The sequence below is a fragment of the Enterobacter oligotrophicus genome, assembly GCF_009176645.1.
Classification (GTDB): domain Bacteria; phylum Pseudomonadota; class Gammaproteobacteria; order Enterobacterales; family Enterobacteriaceae; genus Enterobacter; species Enterobacter oligotrophicus.
The window spans coordinates 605,802-628,038 of record NZ_AP019007.1 but is presented as its reverse complement, the minus strand read 5'-3'; the positions used below and the strand labels follow the sequence as shown (position 1 = coordinate 628,038).

The 22,237-nt window shown below is 54.2% G+C and carries 21 protein-coding genes; 11 read left to right on the top strand and 10 right to left on the bottom strand.

Going from position 1 to position 22,237, the window contains the following annotated elements; genetic code table 11:
• Nucleotides 1-13: 13 nt before the first annotated feature.
• Nucleotides 14-655, top strand: a complete 642-nt coding sequence (kdgA, locus tag EoCCA6_RS02990; RefSeq protein WP_134350674.1) for a bifunctional 4-hydroxy-2-oxoglutarate aldolase/2-dehydro-3-deoxy-phosphogluconate aldolase — start codon at nucleotides 14-16, stop codon at nucleotides 653-655.
• 36 nt (nucleotides 656-691) lie between these two features.
• On the opposite strand, the gene purT is transcribed toward kdgA, so the two are convergent.
• Nucleotides 692-1,870, bottom strand: a complete 1,179-nt coding sequence (gene purT / locus EoCCA6_RS02985; protein WP_152081410.1) for a formate-dependent phosphoribosylglycinamide formyltransferase — start codon at nucleotides 1,868-1,870, stop codon at nucleotides 692-694.
• 171 nt (nucleotides 1,871-2,041) lie between these two features.
• On the opposite strand from purT, the gene EoCCA6_RS02980 reads away from it, so the two are divergent.
• A complete protein-coding gene (locus EoCCA6_RS02980; RefSeq protein WP_152081409.1) occupies nucleotides 2,042-2,695 on the top strand; it encodes a tellurite resistance TerB family protein in 654 nt (217 codons plus the stop codon).
• 84 nt (nucleotides 2,696-2,779) lie between these two features.
• Nucleotides 2,780-4,855 (top strand): oligopeptidase B, encoded by a 2,076-nt coding sequence (gene ptrB, locus EoCCA6_RS02975; protein ID WP_152081408.1) that lies wholly within the window; start codon nucleotides 2,780-2,782, stop codon nucleotides 4,853-4,855.
• Here ptrB and exoX read toward each other — a convergent pair.
• The 3 genes from exoX to EoCCA6_RS02960 form a co-directional block, all read right to left on the bottom strand.
• The gene (gene exoX, locus EoCCA6_RS02970; RefSeq protein ID WP_152081407.1) at nucleotides 4,837-5,499 is read right to left on the bottom strand and encodes an exodeoxyribonuclease X; all 663 of its coding nucleotides are present in this window, start codon (nucleotides 5,497-5,499) and stop codon (nucleotides 4,837-4,839) included. The two genes, ptrB and exoX, sit on opposite strands and share 19 nt — an antisense overlap.
• A gap of 24 nt (nucleotides 5,500-5,523) precedes the next feature.
• Nucleotides 5,524-6,174 (bottom strand): carbon-nitrogen hydrolase family protein, encoded by a 651-nt coding sequence (locus EoCCA6_RS02965; RefSeq protein ID WP_152081406.1) that lies wholly within the window; start codon nucleotides 6,172-6,174, stop codon nucleotides 5,524-5,526.
• Between the two features lie 110 nt (nucleotides 6,175-6,284).
• Complete coding sequence (locus tag EoCCA6_RS02960; protein WP_152081405.1) at nucleotides 6,285-6,515, bottom strand: DNA polymerase III subunit theta; 231 nt, start codon at nucleotides 6,513-6,515, stop codon at nucleotides 6,285-6,287.
• 137 nt (nucleotides 6,516-6,652) lie between these two features.
• On the opposite strand from EoCCA6_RS02960, the gene yobA reads away from it, so the two are divergent.
• The 3 genes from yobA to EoCCA6_RS02945 are packed head-to-tail and all read left to right on the top strand — an operon-like array spanning nucleotide 6,653 to nucleotide 8,250.
• Nucleotides 6,653-7,024: a CopC domain-containing protein YobA gene (gene yobA / locus EoCCA6_RS02955; protein WP_152081404.1), complete on the top strand. Its 372-nt coding sequence runs from the start codon at nucleotides 6,653-6,655 to the stop codon at nucleotides 7,022-7,024.
• Nucleotide 7,025: 1 nt separating this feature from the next.
• Nucleotides 7,026-7,895 (top strand): copper homeostasis membrane protein CopD, encoded by an 870-nt coding sequence (gene copD, locus EoCCA6_RS02950; RefSeq protein WP_152081403.1) that lies wholly within the window; start codon nucleotides 7,026-7,028, stop codon nucleotides 7,893-7,895.
• A 16-nt stretch (nucleotides 7,896-7,911) separates the two neighbouring features.
• The gene (locus tag EoCCA6_RS02945; protein WP_152081402.1) at nucleotides 7,912-8,250 is read left to right on the top strand and encodes a YebY family protein; all 339 of its coding nucleotides are present in this window, start codon (nucleotides 7,912-7,914) and stop codon (nucleotides 8,248-8,250) included.
• A gap of 406 nt (nucleotides 8,251-8,656) precedes the next feature.
• Here EoCCA6_RS02945 and EoCCA6_RS02935 read toward each other — a convergent pair whose 3' ends face one another.
• Complete coding sequence (locus tag EoCCA6_RS02935; protein ID WP_152081401.1) at nucleotides 8,657-9,598, bottom strand: VirK/YbjX family protein; 942 nt, start codon at nucleotides 9,596-9,598, stop codon at nucleotides 8,657-8,659.
• A gap of 168 nt (nucleotides 9,599-9,766) precedes the next feature.
• On the opposite strand from EoCCA6_RS02935, the gene pphA reads away from it, so the two are divergent.
• The gene (gene pphA / locus EoCCA6_RS02930; protein ID WP_152081400.1) at nucleotides 9,767-10,411 is read left to right on the top strand and encodes a protein-serine/threonine phosphatase; all 645 of its coding nucleotides are present in this window, start codon (nucleotides 9,767-9,769) and stop codon (nucleotides 10,409-10,411) included.
• Between the two features lie 33 nt (nucleotides 10,412-10,444).
• Here pphA and EoCCA6_RS02925 read toward each other — a convergent pair whose 3' ends face one another.
• The 4 genes from EoCCA6_RS02925 to yebS form a co-directional block, all read right to left on the bottom strand.
• A complete protein-coding gene (locus EoCCA6_RS02925; RefSeq protein WP_006176013.1) occupies nucleotides 10,445-10,684 on the bottom strand; it encodes a YebV family protein in 240 nt (79 codons plus the stop codon).
• Nucleotides 10,685-10,790: 106 nt separating this feature from the next.
• Complete coding sequence (gene rsmF / locus EoCCA6_RS02920) at nucleotides 10,791-12,233, bottom strand: 16S rRNA (cytosine(1407)-C(5))-methyltransferase RsmF (protein ID WP_152081399.1); 1,443 nt, start codon at nucleotides 12,231-12,233, stop codon at nucleotides 10,791-10,793.
• A gap of 77 nt (nucleotides 12,234-12,310) precedes the next feature.
• Nucleotides 12,311-14,944: a PqiB family protein gene (locus tag EoCCA6_RS02915; RefSeq protein WP_152081398.1), complete on the bottom strand. Its 2,634-nt coding sequence runs from the start codon at nucleotides 14,942-14,944 to the stop codon at nucleotides 12,311-12,313.
• Entirely contained in the window at nucleotides 14,913-16,196 is a 1,284-nt protein-coding gene (gene yebS, locus EoCCA6_RS02910; RefSeq protein ID WP_152081397.1) for a membrane integrity lipid transport subunit YebS, read from the bottom strand. Before yebS ends, EoCCA6_RS02915 begins: the two co-directional genes overlap by 32 nt.
• Before the next feature lie 132 nt (nucleotides 16,197-16,328).
• Between yebS and EoCCA6_RS02905 the strand changes: the two genes are divergently transcribed.
• The 4 genes from EoCCA6_RS02905 (at nucleotide 16,329) to htpX (ending at nucleotide 20,751) form a co-directional block, all read left to right on the top strand.
• Complete coding sequence (locus EoCCA6_RS02905) at nucleotides 16,329-16,826, top strand: GAF domain-containing protein (RefSeq protein WP_152081396.1); 498 nt, start codon at nucleotides 16,329-16,331, stop codon at nucleotides 16,824-16,826.
• 96 nt (nucleotides 16,827-16,922) lie between these two features.
• Nucleotides 16,923-17,609, top strand: a complete 687-nt coding sequence (gene proQ, locus EoCCA6_RS02900) for an RNA chaperone ProQ (protein WP_152081395.1) — start codon at nucleotides 16,923-16,925, stop codon at nucleotides 17,607-17,609.
• A 19-nt stretch (nucleotides 17,610-17,628) separates the two neighbouring features.
• Nucleotides 17,629-19,677: a carboxy terminal-processing peptidase gene (gene prc, locus EoCCA6_RS02895; protein WP_152081394.1), complete on the top strand. Its 2,049-nt coding sequence runs from the start codon at nucleotides 17,629-17,631 to the stop codon at nucleotides 19,675-19,677.
• A gap of 192 nt (nucleotides 19,678-19,869) precedes the next feature.
• Nucleotides 19,870-20,751, top strand: a complete 882-nt coding sequence (htpX, locus tag EoCCA6_RS02890) for a protease HtpX (RefSeq protein WP_152081393.1) — start codon at nucleotides 19,870-19,872, stop codon at nucleotides 20,749-20,751.
• A 50-nt stretch (nucleotides 20,752-20,801) separates the two neighbouring features.
• On the opposite strand, the gene EoCCA6_RS02885 is transcribed toward htpX, so the two are convergent.
• The gene (locus EoCCA6_RS02885; RefSeq protein ID WP_152081392.1) at nucleotides 20,802-22,175 is read right to left on the bottom strand and encodes an MFS transporter; all 1,374 of its coding nucleotides are present in this window, start codon (nucleotides 22,173-22,175) and stop codon (nucleotides 20,802-20,804) included.
• Between the last annotated feature and the right edge of the window lie 62 nt (nucleotides 22,176-22,237).

The following is a 22,237-nucleotide window of genomic DNA, read 5'->3' as shown; positions in this document are numbered from 1 at the left end:
AGAGAAAACTCTGATGAAAAACTGGAAAACAAGTGCAGAAGCAATCCTGACGACTGGCCCGGTAGTGCCGGTTATCGTGGTGAACAAACTGGAGCACGCTGTTCCGATGGCGAAAGCGCTGGTTGCAGGGGGTGTTCGTGTTCTGGAAGTGACGCTGCGTACCGCCTGTGCAATGGACGCGATCCGCGCGATTGCCAAAGAAGTGCCGGATGCGATCATCGGTGCGGGGACCGTTCTGAACGCACAGCAACTGGCTGAAGTGACTGAAGCGGGTGCACAGTTCGCGATCAGCCCTGGCCTGACCGAGCCGCTACTGAAAGCGGCAACTGAAGGGACAATCCCTCTGATCCCTGGTATCAGCACCGTGTCTGAACTGATGCTGGGTATGGACTACGGCCTGAAAGAGTTCAAATTCTTCCCGGCTGAGGCTAACGGTGGCACCAAAGCGCTGCAGGCCATTGCAGGCCCGTTCTCACAGGTTCGTTTCTGCCCGACTGGTGGTATCTCTCCGGCGAACTACCGTGACTACCTGGCGCTGAAAAGCGTGCTGTGCATCGGTGGCTCCTGGCTGGTTCCGGCTGACGCGCTGGAAGCCGGTGACTGGGATCGCATCACCAGACTGGCCCGCGAAGCGGTTGAAGGTGCGAAGCAGTAAAGCACCATGAAAAACGGGCCGCCTGGCCCGTTTTTTTTACCCTGCGATTTTCACATTCGCGGCGGCTGTTTTGGCTCTTGTCACGGCTTCGTCCACATTAGCCCCGGTCGCTAACGCCACACCCAGTCGACGTGTCCCGTCGATTTCCGGTTTACCGAACAAACGTACCTGCAAGCCTGCTCCCACTGCCCCTTCAATATTATCAAAGGTGACATTCTGGCTGGTCAGTTGCGGCAGGATCACTGCCGAGGCTGCCGGGCCATACTGACGAATGCCGCCCACGGGCAAACCGAGGAATGCGCGAACGTGCAGGGCGAACTCGGAGAGATCCTGCGAAATCAGCGTCACCATGCCGGTATCGTGCGGGCGAGGGGAGACTTCGCTGAAAATCACCTCGTCACCGCAGACAAACAGTTCCACGCCAAACAACCCATAGCCGCCCAGCGCCAGCACCGTCTTGCGGGCAATCTCCTGCGCCCGCGCCAGCGCCAGGGCGCTCATCTGCTGCGGCTGCCAGGACTCGCGATAATCGCCATCTTCCTGACGATGGCCAATCGGATCGCAGAAATGGACGCCATCTGTGGCGCTGACGGTCAGGAGGGTGATTTCGAAATCAAACTTTACGACGCCTTCGACAATCACGCGGCCGGCACCGGCGCGGCCACCCTGTTGGGCGTAGTCCCAGGCGTTGTCCAGCGCGCTGCTGTCGCGGATAAAGCTCTGTCCTTTCCCGGAAGAACTCATCACTGGCTTAATGATGCACGGGTAGCCAATCTCCCCGACGGCCTGCAGGAATTCATTTTTATCACCGGCAAAACGGTAGCTGGACGTCGGGAGCTGAAGTTCTTCAGCCGCCAGGCGACGAATGCCTTCACGGTTCATGGTCAGCTTTGCGGCTTTAGCGCAGGGCACTATGCGCTGGCCTTCCTGCTCAAGTGCAATGAGCGTGTCGGTAGCAATGGCTTCGATTTCAGGCACCACGAAATCGGGCTTTTCTGTGGCAATCAGCGTGCGCAGGGCATCGCCGTCAAGCATATTGATCACGTGTGAGCGGTGGGCAACCTGCATGGCCGGTGCGTCAGCGTAGCGGTCGACGGCAATGACTTCCACACCTAAACGCTGGCACTCAATCGCCACTTCTTTACCCAGTTCGCCCGATCCCAATAACATGACGCGCGTCGCTGAAGGTCGCAGCGCGGTTCCTAAACGAGTCATAATAATCCCCCTGAAAAAGTTGCGCGCAGTATAAACGAAAACGTTTGCGTCTGTCTTGCTCAGGGGCTGTGAGGGGGGTAAGAAATTTGCGCTTCTTTAGTACCGCCAGACATTTCCTGACACGCGCTCGCTTAGTCTGTGAAGATTATGCACTGTTAAGCGAGGGACATCATGTCAGGCTGGTTGAATCAATTGCAATCCATGTTGGGCCAGAAAGCCTCGTCATCTGGCGAGCAAGGGCTGAGTAAGCTGCTGGTGCCGGGTGCGCTTGGGGGGCTGGCGGGTCTGCTGGTTGCCAATAAGTCATCACGTAAGCTGCTGGCAAAATACGGGACCGGCGCACTGCTGGCCGGTGGCGGCGCGATTGCAGGGACTGTGTTGTGGAACAAATATAAGGACAAAGTCCGCACTGCGCATCAGGATGAACCGCAGTATGGGCAGCATACGTCGCCACTGGACGTGCGCACCGAGAGGCTTATCCTCGCGCTGGTATTTGCTGCAAAAAGTGACGGTCATATTGATGACAAAGAACGCTCGGCGATTGAACAGCAACTGCGTGAAGCCGGTGTGGAAGCGCAGGGCAGAACGCTGGTAACGCAGGCGATTGAACAGCCGCTCGATCCACAGCGCCTGGCACAAAGCGTTAAAAACGAGGAAGAGGCGCTCGAACTCTATTTTCTGAGCTGTGCGGCCATCGATATCGATCACTTTATGGAGCGGAGTTACCTGAATGCGCTGGGGGATGCACTGAAAATTCCTCAGGATGTTCGCGAAGGGATTGAGCAGGATATTCAGCAACAAAAACAGGCATTACAGGGCACGTAATGTCTTACCGTGGTCATGTTTCGCTTGCATCATGCGTGTGTTTTGCCAACCTTATAGGGTGTAAAACGAAAAAGAATTCATGACATGCCACCGAAAGCCCCACGTACTGCTTATGCGATCACCACGCATGGTGATACGCGTATAGATCACTATTACTGGCTGCGGGACGATTCCCGTTCCCGGCCAGAGGTGCTTGACTATCTGCACCAGGAAAACGACTACGGCCGCAAGGTTATGTCCAGCCAGCAGGCGCTTCAGGACCAGTTGCTCAATGAAATGGTACAGCGTGTCCCCCAGCGTGATATTTCCGCGCCGTGGACAAAAAACGGCTACCGCTATCGCCATATCTATGAGCCGGGCAATGAATATCCCATCTACCAGCGGCAGTCCGTATTAAGCGCCGAGTGGGACGACTGGGACATTCTGCTCGATGCGAATAAACGCGCCGCCCACAGTGAGTTTTATACGCTGGGCGGCATGTCCATCTCCCCGGATAACGCCATTATGGCGCTGGCGGAAGATTACCTCTCGCGCCGCCAGTATGGCCTGCGTTTTCGCAATCTGGAAACGGGAAACTGGTATCCGGAAATGCTGGATAATGTCTCCCCCGATTTTGTCTGGGCGAATGATTCCGAAACGGTTTACTACGTTAAAAAACATGCTTCCACGCTGCTGCCTTACCAGGTCTGGCGGCATACCGTGGGTACGGATTCCGCTGACGATGAGCTGGTCTACGAAGAGAAAGACGAGACCTTTTATGTCAGCCTGCATAAAACCTCGTCGCGGCACTATGTGATTATTTTCCTTGCCAGCGCGACCACTTCAGAAGTTCTGCTTCTGGATGCCGAGCTACCGGACGCGCAGCCGCTTTGCTTCCTGCCGCGCCGCAAAGATCATGAATACAGCCTGGATCACTTTCAGCACAGTTTTTACCTGCGTTCTAATCGCGAAGGTAAAAACTTTGGCCTCTATAAAACCAAAGTGCGAGACGAACGAAAGTGGGAAGTGCTCATTCCCGCGCGCGAGCAGGTGATGCTGGAAGGCTTTACGCTGTTTACCGACTGGCTGGTGGTGGAAGAGCGTCAGCGAGGGTTAACCAGTATCCGGCAAATCAACCGGAAAACGCGGGAAGTGGTGGGGATTGCGTTTGATGATCCGGCCTATGTCACTTGGATTGGCTTTAACCCTGAGCCAGAATCTTCACGACTGCGTTACGGCTATTCGTCAATGACCACGCCGGACACGCTGTTCGAGCTGGATATGGATACCGGGCAACGGCAGGTGATCAAACAGGCTGAGGTGAAAGGGTTTGACGCCGATAACTACCGCAGTGAGCACGTGTGGGTGATCGCCCGCGATGGCGTAGAGGTGCCCGTTTCTCTGGTGTATCACAAGGCGCATTTCAACAAAGGTAAAAACCCGATTCTGGTCTATGGCTACGGCTCTTATGGCTCCAGCATGGATGCGGATTTCAGCAGCAGCAGGCTGAGCCTTCTCGATCGCGGCTTTGTGTTTGCCATCGCCCATGTTCGCGGCGGCGGTGAGCTGGGGCAGCACTGGTACGAAGACGGTAAGTTCCTGAAAAAGAAAAACACCTTCAACGACTATCTTGATGTCTGTGATGCGTTGATTGAACAAGGTTATGGCGATCCGCAGCTTTGCTTTGGAATGGGCGGCAGTGCGGGAGGGATGTTAATGGGCGCGGTGATTAATCAACGTCCCGAACGCTTTAAAGGCATCATTGCGCAGGTTCCATTTGTGGATGTGGTGACGACAATGCTGGATGAATCCATTCCGCTCACCACCGGTGAGTTTGAAGAGTGGGGGAATCCGCAGGATGAGATCTATTACCGCTATATGAAAGAGTACAGCCCTTACGACAACGTAGAGGCGAAAGCATATCCGCATATGCTGGTAACCACCGGCTTGCATGATTCGCAGGTGCAATACTGGGAACCGGCAAAATGGGTGGCGAAACTGCGTGAACTGAAAACCGACGATAATTTGCTGTTGCTGTGTACCGACATGGACTCGGGGCATGGCGGTAAATCGGGGCGGTTTAAATCCTATGAAGGGGTTGCGCTGGAGTATGCTTTTTTGATCGGCCTGGCGCAGGGCACGCTGCCAGGCCGTGCGGAGCGTCAGGCTTCGCCCAGATAGTGCTTCAGCGTTAAGCGTAATTCCGGGCTCATTCTGTCGAGGTTGTTGTACAGCCAGCGCAGATAGCCCGGATCTTTATCAGCCACTTCAGATACCGCTTTACCGCGATATTTGCCGAAGGTAAAGGTGGTCAGCAGCGCGGGGCGTCCTGTGATCGTCGCCATGTCATCTGGCGTCCAGCCGGAAGTATTCATGATGTCGATCAGCAGTGCAGCGGTAATATAGCAGTCGTACAGGGCGCGGTGATGATGCAGCCCTTCCGGCGTTCTGACGCTGAGCTTACGGGATTTATACAGCGCCATATTGCTGTATTTAATTCCCGGCCACAGACGGCGAGCCAGTTTCATGGTGCAGATCCACTCACCCGGCATTTCCGGCAATACCCGACGGTCAAAGCTGGCGTTATGCGCCACGTACCACTGGCTGCCGTGGTAGTGAGGAATAATCTCTTCAATCCACGGTTTATCCGCCACCATTGATTCCGTAATGCGATGGATGGCCATCGCCTGCGGGCTTATCGGGCGGTCTGGACGTACCAGGTGGCTCATTGGGTTGACTATCTTTCCGTCAACCACATCGACAGAGGCCACTTCCACAATTCCACCCTGAAGATCGCATGTTTCGGTATCGATGACGCGCAGCATTGATCGCTCCTGACCATAAAACGCTTAGCCTAATGGAATGATATCGCCTTGCCAACCCTGTCGACCCAGAGATCCGGTTAATAACAGCTCCCCTTTGTCGGCGCGGACAATCAGTTGGCCTTTTTCGTCCCATAAGGCGCTACCGCTACGCGCATTCGCCATTAACACCGCAATGGCATACTTATGCGCAAAACGCTGTAACGTATTGATGGATTGCCGCCAGCGGTTATCACCCACCGCCTGGCTACTGGTAAATAACGTCGCCAGCGGGTCGAGATTGGGGGCGTCAGACGGGCTTTCGATGATGGTTAACTGCTTGTCGCCGGGAATCAAACTTGCTCCACTTCCTTGCGGGTAACGCAGTATGGTATCGAGATGTGGTGTGAAGAGCGCGAGCCCTTTCTGAGGCTGACCGTCCTGAAGAAGCGTAATCCCCGCAATGACGCTGATATTCAACGACTGCGCGGCGTGAAGCAGTGGGGCAAGCTGTAGATCGTCTGGCGGGGCGGGTAACGTTGCCTCACCCGGACCGGTTAATGAGAGTTCAGGAAACACCACTAAATCGCACTTTTGCCGGGCTGCTTCGGCAATAAAACGGAGATGGTGTTCAACATGGTCATTAACGCTGTGGTGCTGTCGGGCATATTGGGCGGCAGCAATATTCCATCGTGACATCGTGACTTCCTTTTACACTAAGTCGCTGGGGTTTAAGAATACACCTAATTTAATAAGGGTTTTCTTATCCTGCCAGAATACATGTAAGGAAGTGTAACGAGTCGTTAAGGTTATTTCACTTTAGGTTCATACGGTAAACGCGAGAGGTTTACAGAGGCCAGACGGTGGGCGATTAAGCGCTCACGAAACCAGTCACGCAGGTGCGCGGGTTGCTCACGTTCTACCACTTCCGCCACGACAGGCATGTTGTAACGCTCTTTGAATGCGACGCCAGCGGCAGCGAGATCGACATTCATTTTGTCCATCTCGTCCTGAGGAAGGGCGGCCAGATTGATCTTCATTACCTTCTCCTTTTTATGCGGCGGCAACGTTACCGCGATTGCACGATGATGACAAGCAGGCGCAGGATGATCCTCGACTCGCTTATTATACAGAGTTATTCTTTACCATACAGGCATAACAAAAAGGAATGATTGCGATGCGTTTCAACTCCTCCCGCGTGGTGTGCGCACTGGCTTTACTGATCTCCTCGGCAATGACGCCATCTGTTCTGGCCCATGCTCATCTTAAACAGCAAACTCCCGCAGCGGATTCTCTGGTTGCGGCCCCGCAGACACTGACGCTGAATTTCTCTGAAGGCATTGAACCGGCGTTTAGTGGCGTGGTAGTGACCGACGCACAACAGCAGCCGATCAAAACCGGCACAGTGAAGCGTGACGAAAAGAACAACGCGCAGCTCATTGTTCCGCTTGAACAACCGCTGAAGGCGGGTACATACCAGGTCGACTGGCATGTGGTCTCTGTGGACGGCCACAAAACCAAAGGCAGCTATCACTTTAGCGTGAAATAGAATGCTGGCTTTGTGCTATGTCGCGTTGCGCTTCATCCATTTTGGCGCATTGATGCTGATTTTCGGCAACGCGTTATATAGCGTCTGGTTTGCGCCTTCTTCCCTGCATCGCCTGATGGTGAGACGTTTCCAGTTACAGCAGAAAATCGCCGCCGTAATCAGCCTGACGGCTGCACTCCTGATGTTCTCGGTTCAGGGGGGATTGATGGGTAACGGCTGGAGCGACGTACTTCGCCCGGCTATCTGGCATAGCGTACTCGGTACGCAGTTTGGTAGCGTCTGGCTGTGGCAAATAATTCTCGCTGTTATCACTGCCGGTGCCGCGTGGCTGGCACCGCAAAGGGGAGCGCGGCTATTGCTGTTGTCGCTGGGGCAATTTGTTCTGCTGGCGGGCGTCGGCCACGCGACGATGAACGAAGGTGCGGCGGGGGCGCTGCAGCGTCTGAACCATGCCATTCACCTTTTATGCGCAGCAACCTGGCTTGGCGGATTACTGCCTCTGCTGTTTTGTATGCATCTTGCAAAAGGGCGCTGGCAGACGGCGGCTATCTATACCATGATGCGCTTTTCACGCGTGGGACATTACGCCGTGGCGGGTGTATTGCTGACCGGGATTGTGAATGCACTCTTTATCCTCGGTTTTGCTGTGCCCTGGCACACAGCTTATGGACAACTGTTGTTGTTCAAATGTGCGCTGGTGGTAATGATGGTGGCAATTGCGCTGGTGAATCGGTATTTTCTGGTGCCACGCTTTCGCCCGGACGCCGGGCGGGAACAACAGATTTTTATCAGGATGACACAGACAGAAGTGGTGCTGGGCGCGCTGGTACTGGCAACGGTCAGTCTGTTTGCGACCTGGGAACCCTTCTGACAAGGTTAAAGAACATATGAAAAAGACACTGCTTTCTCTCTTACTGTTGGCCTGCGCCGGAAATGCGCTGGCGGCACCGCAGGTTATCACCGTCAGCCGTTTTGAAGTGGGTAAGGATAAATGGGCGTTCAATCGCGAAGAGGTGATGCTGACCTGCCGTCCAGGGCACGCGCTGTATGTGATTAACCCCAGTACGCTTGTGCAGTATCCGCTAAACGACACCGCTGAACAGCAGGTCGCCAGTGGAAAGAGTAACGGCCAGCCTGTCAGCGTGATCCAGATTGATGATCCGGCGAACCCAGGGCAGAAAATGAGCCTCGCACCGTTTATCGAGCGGGCCAACACGCTCTGCTAGCCGTCTGGTTTCCAATAAAAAACCGCAGGCGCTTGTGAAAGCTCTGCGGTTTTTCAATTTTAATGATGCTGTGACGCTTTTTTTCAGGCCACTTTTGCTGTGGACTGGAAAACCTGGCGTCGTCATCTATTCTTAAAAGGCAAGGCGATTGAGCCTGCATTAATGCCAACTTTTAGCGCACGGCTCTCTCCCAAGAGCCATTTCCCTGGACCGAATACAGGAATCGTATTCGGTCTCTTTTTATCTGCATAAAAGTAAACGATAAAATCCACTAATCGACTTTCGCAGAGCGTACACTTCCTGTGCAACTGCTTCAACCATACCACACTACAGCGGGCGAAAGTCCAGCCCTTTTTGACTGTTTTGTTAAATTCTTGTGCGTAGTTAGCGAAAGGCGTCAGTGAGCTTAAAAGCGTGATTTTACTGACGCTTCAATTTCATCAAGCAGTGCGAAGCGGCGACGGTATTCAGCCCGTTTTTTACTGGCAATCTCGTCGAGGGATTTACGTTCCATCTGCAGGGGCAACTGCCAGCAAAAATTCGAGAGCTTTTTACCGTCAAGCGAGTCCCAGAATTCATCGTAGCTGGCATGGAAATGACGGCCTTTGCTCAGCCGGTAACGCAATGCGCGGAAAACGTGGCCTTCGTCGCTGACGGCAAAAATGGCATGGATGCGGGAGTGGGTCGCCAGTTGAAAAAGCACTTCCATCAGCACGCGCTTGGGGAACAGACCGTGACAGGCACGTGTTGCATGCTTAATCACGTCACGAGAGACATTGCGTCGTGGACCCTGAAGGCCGCCAATCACCAGCACGGACTGCCCGTTGCTGCGGGCAACGCTAAAGGTCAGGCTTGCAAGCAGCGTGTTATCGTTATCTCGCAGCCACAGGGTGCTTTCGCCTTCGCGTTCGGCTTTTCGGGCGGAAGACGCGTTGACAGTATAGATAACGTCGTTTTTCGCCTGAAATTGCACAACCGACTGCTCTTGTGGGCTCGTCAGCGCATGGGCGAGGACGGCGTCTTTCAGGCCATCGATCCAGTGATAGTGGCTAATGATAGCGTCCGCACGATCGCTGGCGTGCAGGCCACGCATCAGGTACTGGCGATGGGTTTTGCTCGGCAGGGTGATTTGAGAGGCCAGCAGACGGTCGAAATCATCACGGCCCGAGAGGGCATCCAGCATGCGATGGGTGGAAGACCAGAACAGAAGCGAACGTAAAAGAAACTTCAGCCGGTAATCGCGTTTCTGCCAGATGGGGCCCGGAATGAGCTTTCCTTTCACCAGACCGGAAATGATATTGGTGCGATGCGGATACAGCACATCGTTTTGCAGGTGTGTATTTGACACGTGAAGACCTCTTGTTATTTTCACCTCTTATTCTAAAGGGCAGGAAAAAACGGATTAATACCGCGGAGATCTTTATTTGCGGTTGGTTTACCGTTTGTTTGGCTTTGTGAAATCAATACGCGTCTGGTGTCATTTTCGGGTGCAGCTATACTTTTTAAAGGAGGCGTTATGTATCAGCGAATCGACGGTGAACACTGGCGTCATGTCTGGGTTGTGAGCGATATACATGGCTGCTATCAAGCGCTTATGGACGAACTGAAGCGTCGTCATTTTAATCCTTATGAAGATCTGCTGATCTCCGTCGGGGATATTATCGATCGCGGTCCGGACAGCGTGAAATGTTTACAGCTTATGCATGAAAAATGGTTTTGCGCAGTACGAGGTAATCATGAACAAATGGCGTTGGATGCGCTTCAATATAATGATTTTGCCCTCTGGACAATCAATGGCGGTATTTGGTTTGCGAGGCTTGATAGCGAACAACAAAAACTGGCGCTGAAGCTACTCGAAGAGTGCCGGGCCTTACCGCATATTATCGAGACGACCTGTGCAAACGGCCTGAATGTGATTGCTCATGCGGATTATCCCGCACCGGAGTATGTCTGGAACAAACCGGTGAGCGCCCAGCGTGTGCTGTGGGATCGCGATCGGCTGATGGGATTGATGGCCGGGAAGGGGCAGGGAATAACCGGAGCGGATCACTTCTGGTTCGGTCATACGCCTATTGAACGACGTTATGACTTCAATAATCTGCACTATATCGATACCGGGGCGGTGTTCGGCGGTGTGCTGACGCTTGTTCAACTCCAGTAATAAATAACCCGCCTTCGGGCGGGTTCTCTCTGGTCAGGCAAGACGCAAGACCCAGGCATCGGTTTTACTATCGTAATGCTCACGGTAAAGGACGGAATGTTCACCATCAAGAATTGCTGGAACGCTGGTGTCTGCATCCCAGGCATCGAGTTGCATGCACAAATCCGGGTCGGATTTGCAGGGAATACTTAACGTTCGATCGCCCTGAGCTTCGCCGCGCAGTTCTGCGTCGTCGATCTCAAAAGCGCCAATACGCACGCTGGTTTTCGTCATATTGCTCTCCGGGTTTGGGTTAAAATTCTGGTATGACCAGTTAGGCCGTCCATTTTTTAGCCTAGACAAGGAGAGCAAATTCGCCAGTAAAAAAGTGCGTTTTTTTTCAGGCGGTGAGATCGTTACCGGTAAACAGACGCCCGTCGCGCACTAACTCTCGCGGATAGCTATTTTTCAGGCGGGAGCCTACCTTTTTCGCAAGTCCTAACGGATATCCCTGATATGTCACGATAACCTCATCTTGAGACGGGGCGTTTTCCGGATAAACATCGCGGCCGCGATACCATTCTTCGGCTTCCTGATGCGTCAGGGCAAAGGTATTTTCACTTCCGGCCAGCGCAATAACCGCTTCGTGCTGCCAGCGATAGCCTTTGTTATGGACTTCCGCGAGGCGAATGCCCAGCCGCGAGAAACGGACTTTGCCAATCAGTGGCTCGATGTGAGTCGGGAAAAGCCAGATTTCTTTATCGCGCATCCACAGGCGCAGGCTCTCGTCCCAGACCAGCCCGACCTTGCTGGCGGCCGCTTCCGCTTGCGCCGCTTCGCGGCCTTTGAGCGGTGCGAACGGGAAATTGCCTACCTTGAATGCAGGAGCAGGCAGGGGGGCGATTGCGTGGGTTTTCCGCAGGCGAGCAACGAAAAAACCTTCACAGTCATAAATCTGCGGGAAAACGTGCAGGAAACCTTCAGGCGTGATGGCCTCTCTGGCGGAGGCGAATAAGCCCTCCAGCGGCAGAAATTCGACGGCCTCCGGGTATTGCGCCTTCAGCCAGAGACAGACATCTTCATTCTCGTCGCGATTCAGCGTGCAGGTGGAATAGACCAGCGTCCCGCCGGGGCGAAGGGCATGGAACGCACTGTCGAGCAGTTCCCGCTGCGTGGCGGCGATCTCAAGGTTGCTCTCAACGGACCAGTTTTTTAATGCGTCGGGATCTTTCCGTACCACCCCTTCGCCGGAGCAGGGGGCGTCCAGCAGGATAGCGTCAAAGGCCTCCGGTAAAGCGGCACCAAACACCCGCCCGTCAAAGTGCGTGAGGGCCACATTATGCAGCCCGCAACGGCTGATATTGGCGTGCAGAACCTTAACGCGGCTGGCAGAAAACTCGTTGGCGAGAATAGCGCCACGGTTCCCCATCTTCGCGGCAATCTGGGTGGTTTTGGAGCCTGGTGCAGCGGCAACATCCATCACCCGCTCGGGCGTATTGCCCTCCGCAAACAGTGCGGCAACCGGCAGCATGGAACTGGCTTCCTGAATATAAAACAGCCCGCTCAAATGCTCCGCAGTGCTGCCCAGTGGCAGCGTTTCTTCATCATCCCGTTCGATCCAGAAACCCTCTTCGCACCAGGGAACCGGCGTTAGCTGCCAGTGGTATGGTGATACCAGCGTCAGAAAATCGGCCACGCTGATTTTCAGCGTGTTAACGCGGATACTGCGACGTAACGGACGCTGACAGGCCGCGATAAAATCGTCGAATGAGAGATGAGCAGGAAGCGCCTTGCGCATCTGCGCCAGGAATTGTTCAGGAAGAAATACGGAGTTTTGAGCCACGGAGACACCACACGGAAAAATTCAGACGCGCAGTGTAGCATAAAGGCTCCGGTGCGGTGACACCGGAGCCTTTGATATTAACGTGGCAGTGCGGTTCCCCACTCGCGCCACTCTTTCGGTTCGCTTTCCAGCAGCAGGAAGTGTTTACCCGGCTGTGCTTTTGGTGCCAGCGGTGTGCCCGGAGGCGTCGCAAAGGCGATACCACCGCGAATAAACTGGTTGAACGTACCGGTTTTCACGACGCCCCCAGTCAGGCCGAAGTCCAGTGAGTAGCCTGACGCCAGCCAGAATACGGAATTGTTCCGCACCAGATGCTGGTAACGCTCGCTGATACGCAGCCCCACCATCACGCGGTCGGACAGCGTGCCCAGCGTCAGGCCCGTTACCGTCCCCACCTCAATGCCACGGAACAGGACCGGCGTGCCGATGGCGAGGCCTCCCGCTTCCGGGACCTCCACCACAATGCTCAGGCCATCCAGATAGCGAGAGTCGGTAATCGTCGCTTCCTGAAGTTCAAAGTCACGACGGGCATTACCACGCCCAGGTTCAACGTTAATGTATGGCTGCAAAATTGTGTCGAGATGCTCAACGCCTGCGGCAGAAATTTGCGGTGTTACCACGGAGAAGCGCGAGCCTGCGCGGGCAAACGTCTGCACATATTCCGGGTAGAGCACGGCGGTGGCCTGCACTTCGTTGCGCGACGTGATTAGCGTCAGCTTCTGGATCTGCCCGATATCAATGCCGAGGTAGCGGATAGGCATCCCTTCGGACAGTTTGCCCGCATCGAAAGCATGCAGGGTGATCTGTCCGCCCACGGCACGTGCCGCAGTTTCAGACGGGAAGAGAATACGCTTGTCACCCTTGCGCATATTGCCGCCCGCACCGGTCAGGTTATCGAAGCTAATCGCGCCGCGCAGCGCACGGGAGAAGGGGGACGCCTGTACGGTCAGGCCGCTGCCGTTAAGTTGCACCTTCGCGCCACCTTCAGCCCAGAACACGCTGTTTGGCGTCAGCAGCTTGCGATATTCCGGTTTGATATGCAGTTCGATATCAAACGCGTCCGCGCGTGGGCGAACGGCGATCACTTCCCCGACCTCAAACTTACGATAGAGCACGACGGAACCGGCCTGGACATCAGGCAGCGTTTCGGCGGTTAATGTCAGCGTGGTGGTCGGCATGTCGCTCAGGCTGTTTTCAATCGCTTTGTCCAGATTGGCATACAGCGGGTAGCTTTCGCGCAGGGGGCCTTTGTTGCCCGGCAGAATGCGGACGCCACCGTTTACCCACTCGCTGGCGCTGGCCCCGAGGAACTCCACACCATCCAGCCCGACTTTCACATCGACGCGGCTGTTAACCACAAATTTACTGTCACCATGAACCAGATCGCTGTACTGCGGATCAATGGCGGCAGAGAAGGAAACACCCTTTTCCGACAGCTTGCGCTCCAGTATCTGGCCGACCTGCACGCCGTGTAAGATCAGCGGCTGACCGGCTTCAATGCCGTAACTTTCTGGCGCATTCAGCGTCACCGTTACGACGCCTGGCTTTTGCAGAAGCGCTTTGTCTGCCGGGGCGACGACAAAATTATTGCTCGGCTGACCTTCACCGGGAATCAGCTCAAAGGTGCTGCCTGTGAGCAGGCTGCTGATACTGGCATCGCTCAGCGACAGCTTCGGGCTGCGCATTTCGATACGCGTTTTCTCACGCAGAAGATCGACCACGCTCGGGTCGACCGTCATCTCACCGGTAACAGAGCCGCCAGGGTTGAGCGTCATTTTGGTGAGCTGACCAACCTGTAAGCCCTGATACATCAATGGCGTTGAGCCCGCTTTTAACCCTTTTGCATCCGGCAGAGCCAGTTTGACGATCACGCCTCGCTGGCTGTGCGCCAGATCGGCATACAGTCCGAACGTATCATCGGCTTTGGCAGGGCTTGAGTTTTCCGGGGAATCAAAGGCAATAGCGCCATTAACCAGCGCCGCCAGACTCTCAAGTTTCACCTTTGCTCCGCTCAGGCTGACATCGGCGTCCACGCCAGAGACGTTCCAGAACCGGCTGCCTTTTTTCACCAGATTGGTAAAACGTCGCTCAATCAGGACATCAATGGTCACGCCCTGTTTGTTGGGATTAATGGCGTAATCGTAAACGCGGCCGACCGGGATTTTACGGTAATAAACCAGCGAACCACTGTTCAGTGAACCTAAATCCGGAGCTTGTAGGTGGATCATCAAATCCCCGTTGTTAAGCCGGTATTTCGGCTGCGTATCCAGCGCAACGAAGTGATCCTGCGGCTCACCTTTGCCCGGCATCATGCCGATATAGTTCCCGCCTACCAGCGCATCCAGCCCTGAAACGCCTGCGAGCGAGGCTTTCGGCGTCACCAGCCAGAACTGAGTTTCGCTGCGGAGCGCGTCCTGCATATCGGACTTAATGCTGGCCCGAACCTGAATTTTATTCAGTCCTTTTCCGAGCGTAATATCCTGAACCGTACCGACTTCAACGCCCTGGAAACGCACAGGCGTGCGCCCTGCGACAATACCGTCGGCAGACTGGAAATCGATGGTGATGGTACTTCCGCGATCTTCATAGCTCGTCCAGATAAGCCAGCCTGCAATCATCAGCGCGATGACAGGCAGCAACCAGAATGGCGAAATGCGGCGTTTTGTTTTAATTCTCGCTTCAGTCGGCGAAGCGGGCGTTTCCTGACTCATGTGCGTCCCAAAGTAAGCGGCTGTCCAGCCATTCCACTGCAAGAATAGTCAATATCACCGCAGAGCCGAAATAAAAAGCTGCGGGTCCCATTGTAAAAGCAAGCAACTGATCGCGATTGATGAGTGACATCATCAACGAAATCACGAACAGATCCAACATCGACCAACGACCAATCCAGGTGACGAATCGCAGGAGCAGAATACGGGTGCGTAAGCCCTGCTCGCATTTGAAGTGGATGCTGATGAGTAGCGTAAACATCACCACCACCTTGGTAAATGGCACCAGAATACTGGCGATAAAAACAATCGCCGCCACAGCCACGTTACTGTGGGCGAGGGAGATAATACCTGAAAGGATAGTATCTTCCTGGCGGCCTCCGTTCACATAAATAATGGAAATCGGCAGCATATTGGCGGGGATCAGAAATACCATTGAGGCAATCAGCGCCGCCCAGCATTTTTGCAGACTGTTGTTGCGACGTAGCCTTAACGGGATATGGCAGCGTGGACAGCGTCCACGGGCGTCAGGCAGCCCGGTATAATGGCAGCCCAGGCAGACGCGCAGGTTTTCATCGGGCCGTGTGGCAGGGCGCTGCGGGTAAAAGCGCTCCCAAAGCTGTTCCACATTGAGGTGGATGAGCGTCAGGATGCTCAGCAGCACCAGCGAGATAAAGGCGAACAGGCCAATACCTGGCTGCAAAAAGGCGTAATCCTGGACTTTAATCGAGGCGACACCCACGCCGACGAGGTAGATGTCCAGCATCACCCACTCTTTGAGTTTATCCAGCATCAGCAGGACAGGGCGCAGGTTCATCCCCAGAATATTGCCAAACCACAGATAGGCGATGGCGGCAACCAACACCAGCGGCGCACCGACGGTGCAAAACAGCACCATCGCGGCGGTGAGCGGATCGCCCTGACGTGTCATCTGCCAGATCCCCTGCAGCACGTTGGCATCGATACGGACACCGAGAAGATAGAGCTTCAGCAGCGGCTCGCTCCACGCAAACGGCATCAGCAGCAGCATCGTCACCGCCATGGCCGCGAGTCGCGTTAAAGACCAGTCGCGCCCGTCGCGGATTTTGGCATCACAGCGAGGGCAAAAGGCACTTTGGTGCGATTTCATCTTCGGCAACATAAAAAGCGTATCGCACTGAGGGCAACGCTGATAATGTGCACGAGGCAACGATTCGCTTACCGCATGGACGGTGATCTTTCGTGTCGGCGTAATTTTGGGTGTTTTTAGAGCCATGAGTCGCGCACAGATAAGTATTGTTGAATGTTATAGTAACTCATGAATTGATTCACCTTGAGCATGAGCGCATTTAATGCTTATTTTAATAGGCAAAGCGGTAAATTTGTTAGACAACTAAGTGATTGAATAATGAACAAAACAGAATTCTACGCGGATCTTAATCGCGATTTTCAGGCATTGATGGCAGGTGAAACCAGCTTCTTAGCCACTCTGGCAAATACAAGTGCATTACTGTTTGAACGTCTCTCCGGTGTGAACTGGGCTGGTTTTTACCTTCTCGAAGGTGACACACTGGTGCTCGGGCCATTCCAGGGGAAAATCGCCTGCGTGCGTATTCCTGTAGGTCGCGGCGTGTGTGGTACTGCGGTTGCCACAAACGAGGTTCAGCGTGTAGAAGATGTTCACGCCTTTGATGGACACATTGCGTGCGATGCCTCCAGCAATTCTGAAATCGTACTGCCTCTGGTGGTAAAAAATCAGATTATTGGCGTTCTGGATATCGACAGTACAGACTTCAGTCGCTTTACAGCCGAGGACGAACAAGGGTTGCGCGAGCTGGTGGCAAATCTGGAAAATGTTCTGGCAGCAACCGATTATCAAAAATTCTTTGCGAGCGTCGCAGGATAATCAACGGATAACGTAGCATTTACTGATAGCGTCATTATAATGTCGCCTGTTCATGCCTGCGCTTGTTGGCAACGTCCGTTGTAATCAGGAAATTTCATGGAAAATCAACCTAAGTTGAATAGCAGTAAAGAAGTTATCGCATTTCTGGCCGAGCGTTTCCCACAGTGCTTCAGCGCTGAAGGTGAGGCTCGTCCCCTGAAAGTCGGTATTTTTCAGGATCTGGTCGCGCGCGTTGAGGGGGAGATGAACCTCAGCAAAACTCAGCTTCGCTCTGCCTTACGTCTTTATACTTCGAGCTGGCGTTACCTGTACGGTATTAAACCGGGCGCGACCCGTGTCGATCTCGACGGCAACCCATGTGGTGAGCTGGATGAGCAGCACGTAGAGCACGCTCGCAAGCAGCTGGAAGAAGCCAAAGCGCGCGTTCAGGCGCAACGCGCTGAACAGCAAGCGAAAAAACGCGAAGCTGCAGCGGCAAATGGCCAGGAAGACGCGCCACGTCGTGAACGTAAACCGCGTCCTGCGCAGCGTCGCAATGAGAATAACGATCGCAAACCGCGTGCTGACAAACCAGCCGCTAAAGCTCCGCGTGCGCCACGTGAGGAGCCGCGCCATACTCCGGTTTCTGACATCACTGCGCTGAGCGTAGGCCAGACACTGAAGGTCAAGGCGGGTAACAATGCGATGGACGCCACCGTACTGGAAATCACCAAAGATGGCGTTCGTGTACAGCTGACTTCTGGTATGTCAATGATTGTACGCGCAGAACACTTGTTGTTCTGAAACGGAGGCCAAGCCTGGCATGAACACTTTTTTTAAGCTCACCGCGTTAGCGGGCCTGTTTGCCATAACAGGCCATGCTTTCGCAGTGGACGATATTACGCGTGTTGACCAAATTCCGGTCTTAAAGGAAGAGACTCAGCATGCGACGGTCAGCGAGCGCGTGACGTCGCGCTTCACTCGTTCGCACTATCGTCAGTTCGATCTCGATCAGGCCTTTTCGGCCAAAATTTTCGACCGCTATCTGAACTTGCTGGATTACAGCCATAACGTGCTGCTGGCCAGCGATGTTGAACAGTTCGCCAAACGTAAAACCGAAGTGGGTGATGAACTCCGTTCCGGTAAACTTGACCTGTTTTACGATCTGTACAACCTTTCGCAAAAGCGTCGTTTTGAACGTTATCAATACGCGCTGAAAGTGCTGGAACGTCCAATGGACTTCACCGGCAACGACACCTTTAATCTGGACCGCAGCAAAGCGCCCTGGCCGAAAGATGAAGCCGAGCTGAATGCGCTGTGGGACGGAAAAGTGAAATACGACCAACTGAGCCTCAAGCTCACCGGCAAAGATGAGAAAGAGATTCGTGACACGCTGACGCGTCGTTACAAATTTGCTATTCGTCGCCTGGCGCAGACCAACAGTGAAGATGTGTTCTCACTGGCGATGACCGCGTTTGCCCACGAAATCGATCCGCATACTAACTATCTCTCTCCGCGCAACACCGAACAGTTTAATACCGAAATGAGCCTGTCTCTGGAAGGTATCGGTGCGGTGCTGCAGATGGACGATGATTACACCGTGATCAACTCCATGGTGGCGGGTGGCCCGGCATCCAAAAGCAAAGCGATTAGCGTAGGCGATCGCATTGTGGGTGTGGGTCAAACCGGGCAGAGCATGGTTGATGTCATCGGCTGGCGTCTTGACGACGTGGTTGCGCTGATTAAAGGGCCGAAAGGCAGCAAAGTTCGCCTGGAAATTCTGCCTGCCGGTAAAGGCACCAAAACCCGTATCGTTACCCTGACCCGCGAGCGTATTCGTCTTGAAGACCGCGCGGTGAAAATGTCGGTGAAAACCGTGGGTAAAGAGAAGGTCGGCGTGCTGGATATTCCTGGCTTCTACGTTGGCCTGACCGACGATGTGAAAGTGCAACTGCAGAAACTTGAGAAGCAGAATGTCAGCAGCGTGATCATCGATTTGCGCAGTAACGGTGGTGGGGCGCTGACTGAAGCGGTTTCACTCTCTGGCCTGTTTATCCCGTCCGGCCCGGTTGTTCAGGTGCGTGATAACAACGGTAAAGTGCGTGAAGATGCCGATACCGATGGCGTGGTCTACTACAAAGGTCCGCTGGTGGTATTAGTGGATCGCTTCAGTGCTTCCGCGTCTGAAATTTTTGCTGCCGCAATGCAGGATTATGGCCGCGCGCTGATCGTGGGTGAACCGACGTTTGGTAAAGGCACCGTGCAGCAGTACCGCTCTCTGAACCGTATTTACGATCAGATGCTGCGCCCGGAATGGCCTGCGCTCGGCTCCGTGCAGTACACCATTCAGAAGTTCTACCGCGTGAATGGCGGCAGTACGCAGCGTAAAGGCGTCACGCCGGACATCATGATGCCGACGGGCACCGAAGAGACGGAAACGGGTGAGAAGTTTGAAGATAACGCATTGCCGTGGGACAGCATCAATGCCGCGACATTTGTGAAGTCTGGCGACATGACCCCGTTTGGCCCTGAGTTGCTGAAAGACCATAACGAGCGCATCGCGAAAGATCCGGAATTCCAGTACATCATGAAGGACATTGCGCGTTTCAATGCCCTGAAAGAAAAACGGAATATTGTCTCTCTTAACTACGCTCAGCGTGAGAAAGAGAACAACGAAGATGACGCGACGCGTCTGGCGCGCATCAACGACCGCTTCAAACGTGAAGGTAAGCCGCTGCTCAAAAAACTGGACGATCTGCCAAAAGATTACCAGGAGCCGGACCCGTATCTTGATGAGACGGTCCACATCGCGCTCGACCTGGCGAAGCTGGAAAAAGAGAAGCCTGCCGTGCAACCGACACCGGCAAAATAATCCCCGCACAGGCACAAGAAATTGTGCCTGTTTTTTTAGTTCTGCATCCTCACGTCAACCTGAATTTCAATTGTGTAAAGTTGTGTCTTTCTGGTGACTTACGCGCCCCGAAACCTTGAAAATAGCCACAATACCCATACGATGTGGGTAATCGCATAGTGCGCTTTGTTAAACTGAGGTTAAAAGAAAATTATGATGCGAATCGCGCTCTTCCTGGCCACTAACCTGGCGGTTATGGTGGTTTTCGGGCTCGTGCTAAGCCTGACGGGAATTCAGTCGAGCAGCGTTCAGGGCCTGTTAATTATGGCGCTGCTGTTTGGTTTCGGTGGCTCCTTTGTTTCCCTGCTGATGTCAAAGTGGATGGCACTCAAATCGGTCGGGGGTGAGGTTATTGAACAGCCGCGTAACGATATGGAGCGTTGGCTGATGAACACGGTTGCGCAGCAGTCGCAGCAGGCGGGCATCGCGATGCCGCAGGTGGCGATTTACCATGCGCCGGATATTAACGCCTTTGCCACGGGTGCCCGTCGCGATGCGTCGCTGGTTGCGGTAAGTACCGGCCTGTTGCAGAACATGAGCCGTGATGAAGCCGAGGCGGTGATTGCCCACGAAATTAGCCACATCGCTAATGGCGACATGGTGACCATGACTCTCATTCAGGGCGTGGTGAATACCTTCGTTATCTTTATCTCACGTATTCTGGCGCAGATCGCGGCAGGCTTTATGGGGGGCAATCGCGACGAAGGTGAAGAGAGCAACGGTAACCCGCTGATCTATTTCGCCGTTTCGATGGTACTTGAACTGGTGTTCGGTATTCTGGCAAGCATCATTACCATGTGGTTCTCCCGTCACCGTGAATTCCACGCGGATGCGGGCTCTGCGAAACTGGTTGGGCGTGAGAAGATGATTGCTGCGCTGCAGCGCCTGAAAACCAGCTACGAGCCGCAGGAAGCGAACAGCATGATGGCCTTCTGCATTAACGGTAAATCGAAATCGCTGAGTGAGTTGTTTATGTCCCACCCGCCGCTGGATAAACGTATCGAAGCGCTGCGCAGTGGTGAATACCTGAAGTAACGCGAAAGACAGAATAAAGCCGGGCAGGAGAGCACTCCGCCCGGCTTTTTTTATGCCTGCGCGCCGGGCTGCGTCACGCGAAGTCCGCTGACAATCGCGGCGACAGTCGCCAGCGTTCCGGCGGTGAACAATGCAACGTGAGTACCGTTTTGTCCGGCGAGGTTAAACATTAAGGCCACCAATGCCGCGCCGGTGCTTTGTCCCAGAAGGCGAGCTGTACCCAGCATTCCACTGGCTCCCCCACTGCGATGGCGTGGGGCAGAAGTAATAATGGTGTGATTGTTTGGTGACTGAAAAAGACCGAAACCGGCACCGCACAGGATCATCCGCCAGATAATATCCAGATCGGTTGGCGAAGCGGGAAGCAATGCCAGAGCAAACAATCCTGCGGCCATCACGACCAGCCCGAGTGCACCCAGCAGCCCGGCATGCACACGCTCAATTAAATAACCTGCCAGCGGTGCCATCACCATCGTCGCCAGTGGCCACGGCGTTAACAGTAAACCTGTTTCCACCTCTGAACGGCCAATCACGCTTTGTAAAAAGAAGGGCAGAGAAACCAGTGCCAGCATCTGGGCGCAGAATGAACAAATTGAGGTGCAGATAGAGAGTGAAAACAGCGGGATACGTAAGAGGTCTACCGGCAACAAAGGTACAGGCAACGCCAGCTGGCGACGCACGAAGAAGAAGCCGATCGCCAGCATGGCGGCCACTTCAGCGGCAATCAGCCTCAGTGACTGGCCTTGTGCAAAGCCGCTCAGCGCAGTGATAAGCAGGCCGAAAGTCAGTGCGTTCATCACTGCACTTGGCAGATCGAAACGTGGCATGGTGCTTTTAGGGCCATTAGCCGGGAGATAGCGCAGGGCAAAAACGATTGCCACGATGCCCAGCGGCACGTTGATTGCAAACAGCCACTGCCAGGAGGCGACAGAGAGAATTGCCGCCGCAATGGTAGGCCCGGCTGCCGATGAAACCGCCACAATAAACGAGTTAATCCCCATACCGCGCCCAAGATGGCGTTGCGGATAAATGAGCCGTATCAGCGCAGTATTCACGCTCATCAGGGCCGCGCCACCGAAACCCTGAGCAATACGCGCCAGCGTCAGGGTATGCAATGAATCCGAAAGCGCGCAAAAGAGTGAGGTCAGGGTAAAGACCACCAGTCCACACTGGTAGACCCGACGGTAGCCAAACATATCGCCCAGGAATGAGAGTGACAGTAGTGAAACCACAATGGCTATCTGGTACGCATTGACGATCCAGATGGAGCTGGCAGGCGAGGCATGCAGGTCGCTGGCGATGGTTGGAAGCGCGACGTTGGCAATAGCCCCGTCGAGAACCGCCATTGAAATGCCGATAATAATCGTGGCAATTGCGCCATACCGCTGCGGTAAGGGCAGGCCATCGGAAGGATTTTTTTCCATGGGAAATGAAAGACTCAAGGTGAAATTATTCTCAGAGTAACTATTTTAGCATCGTTAATTCG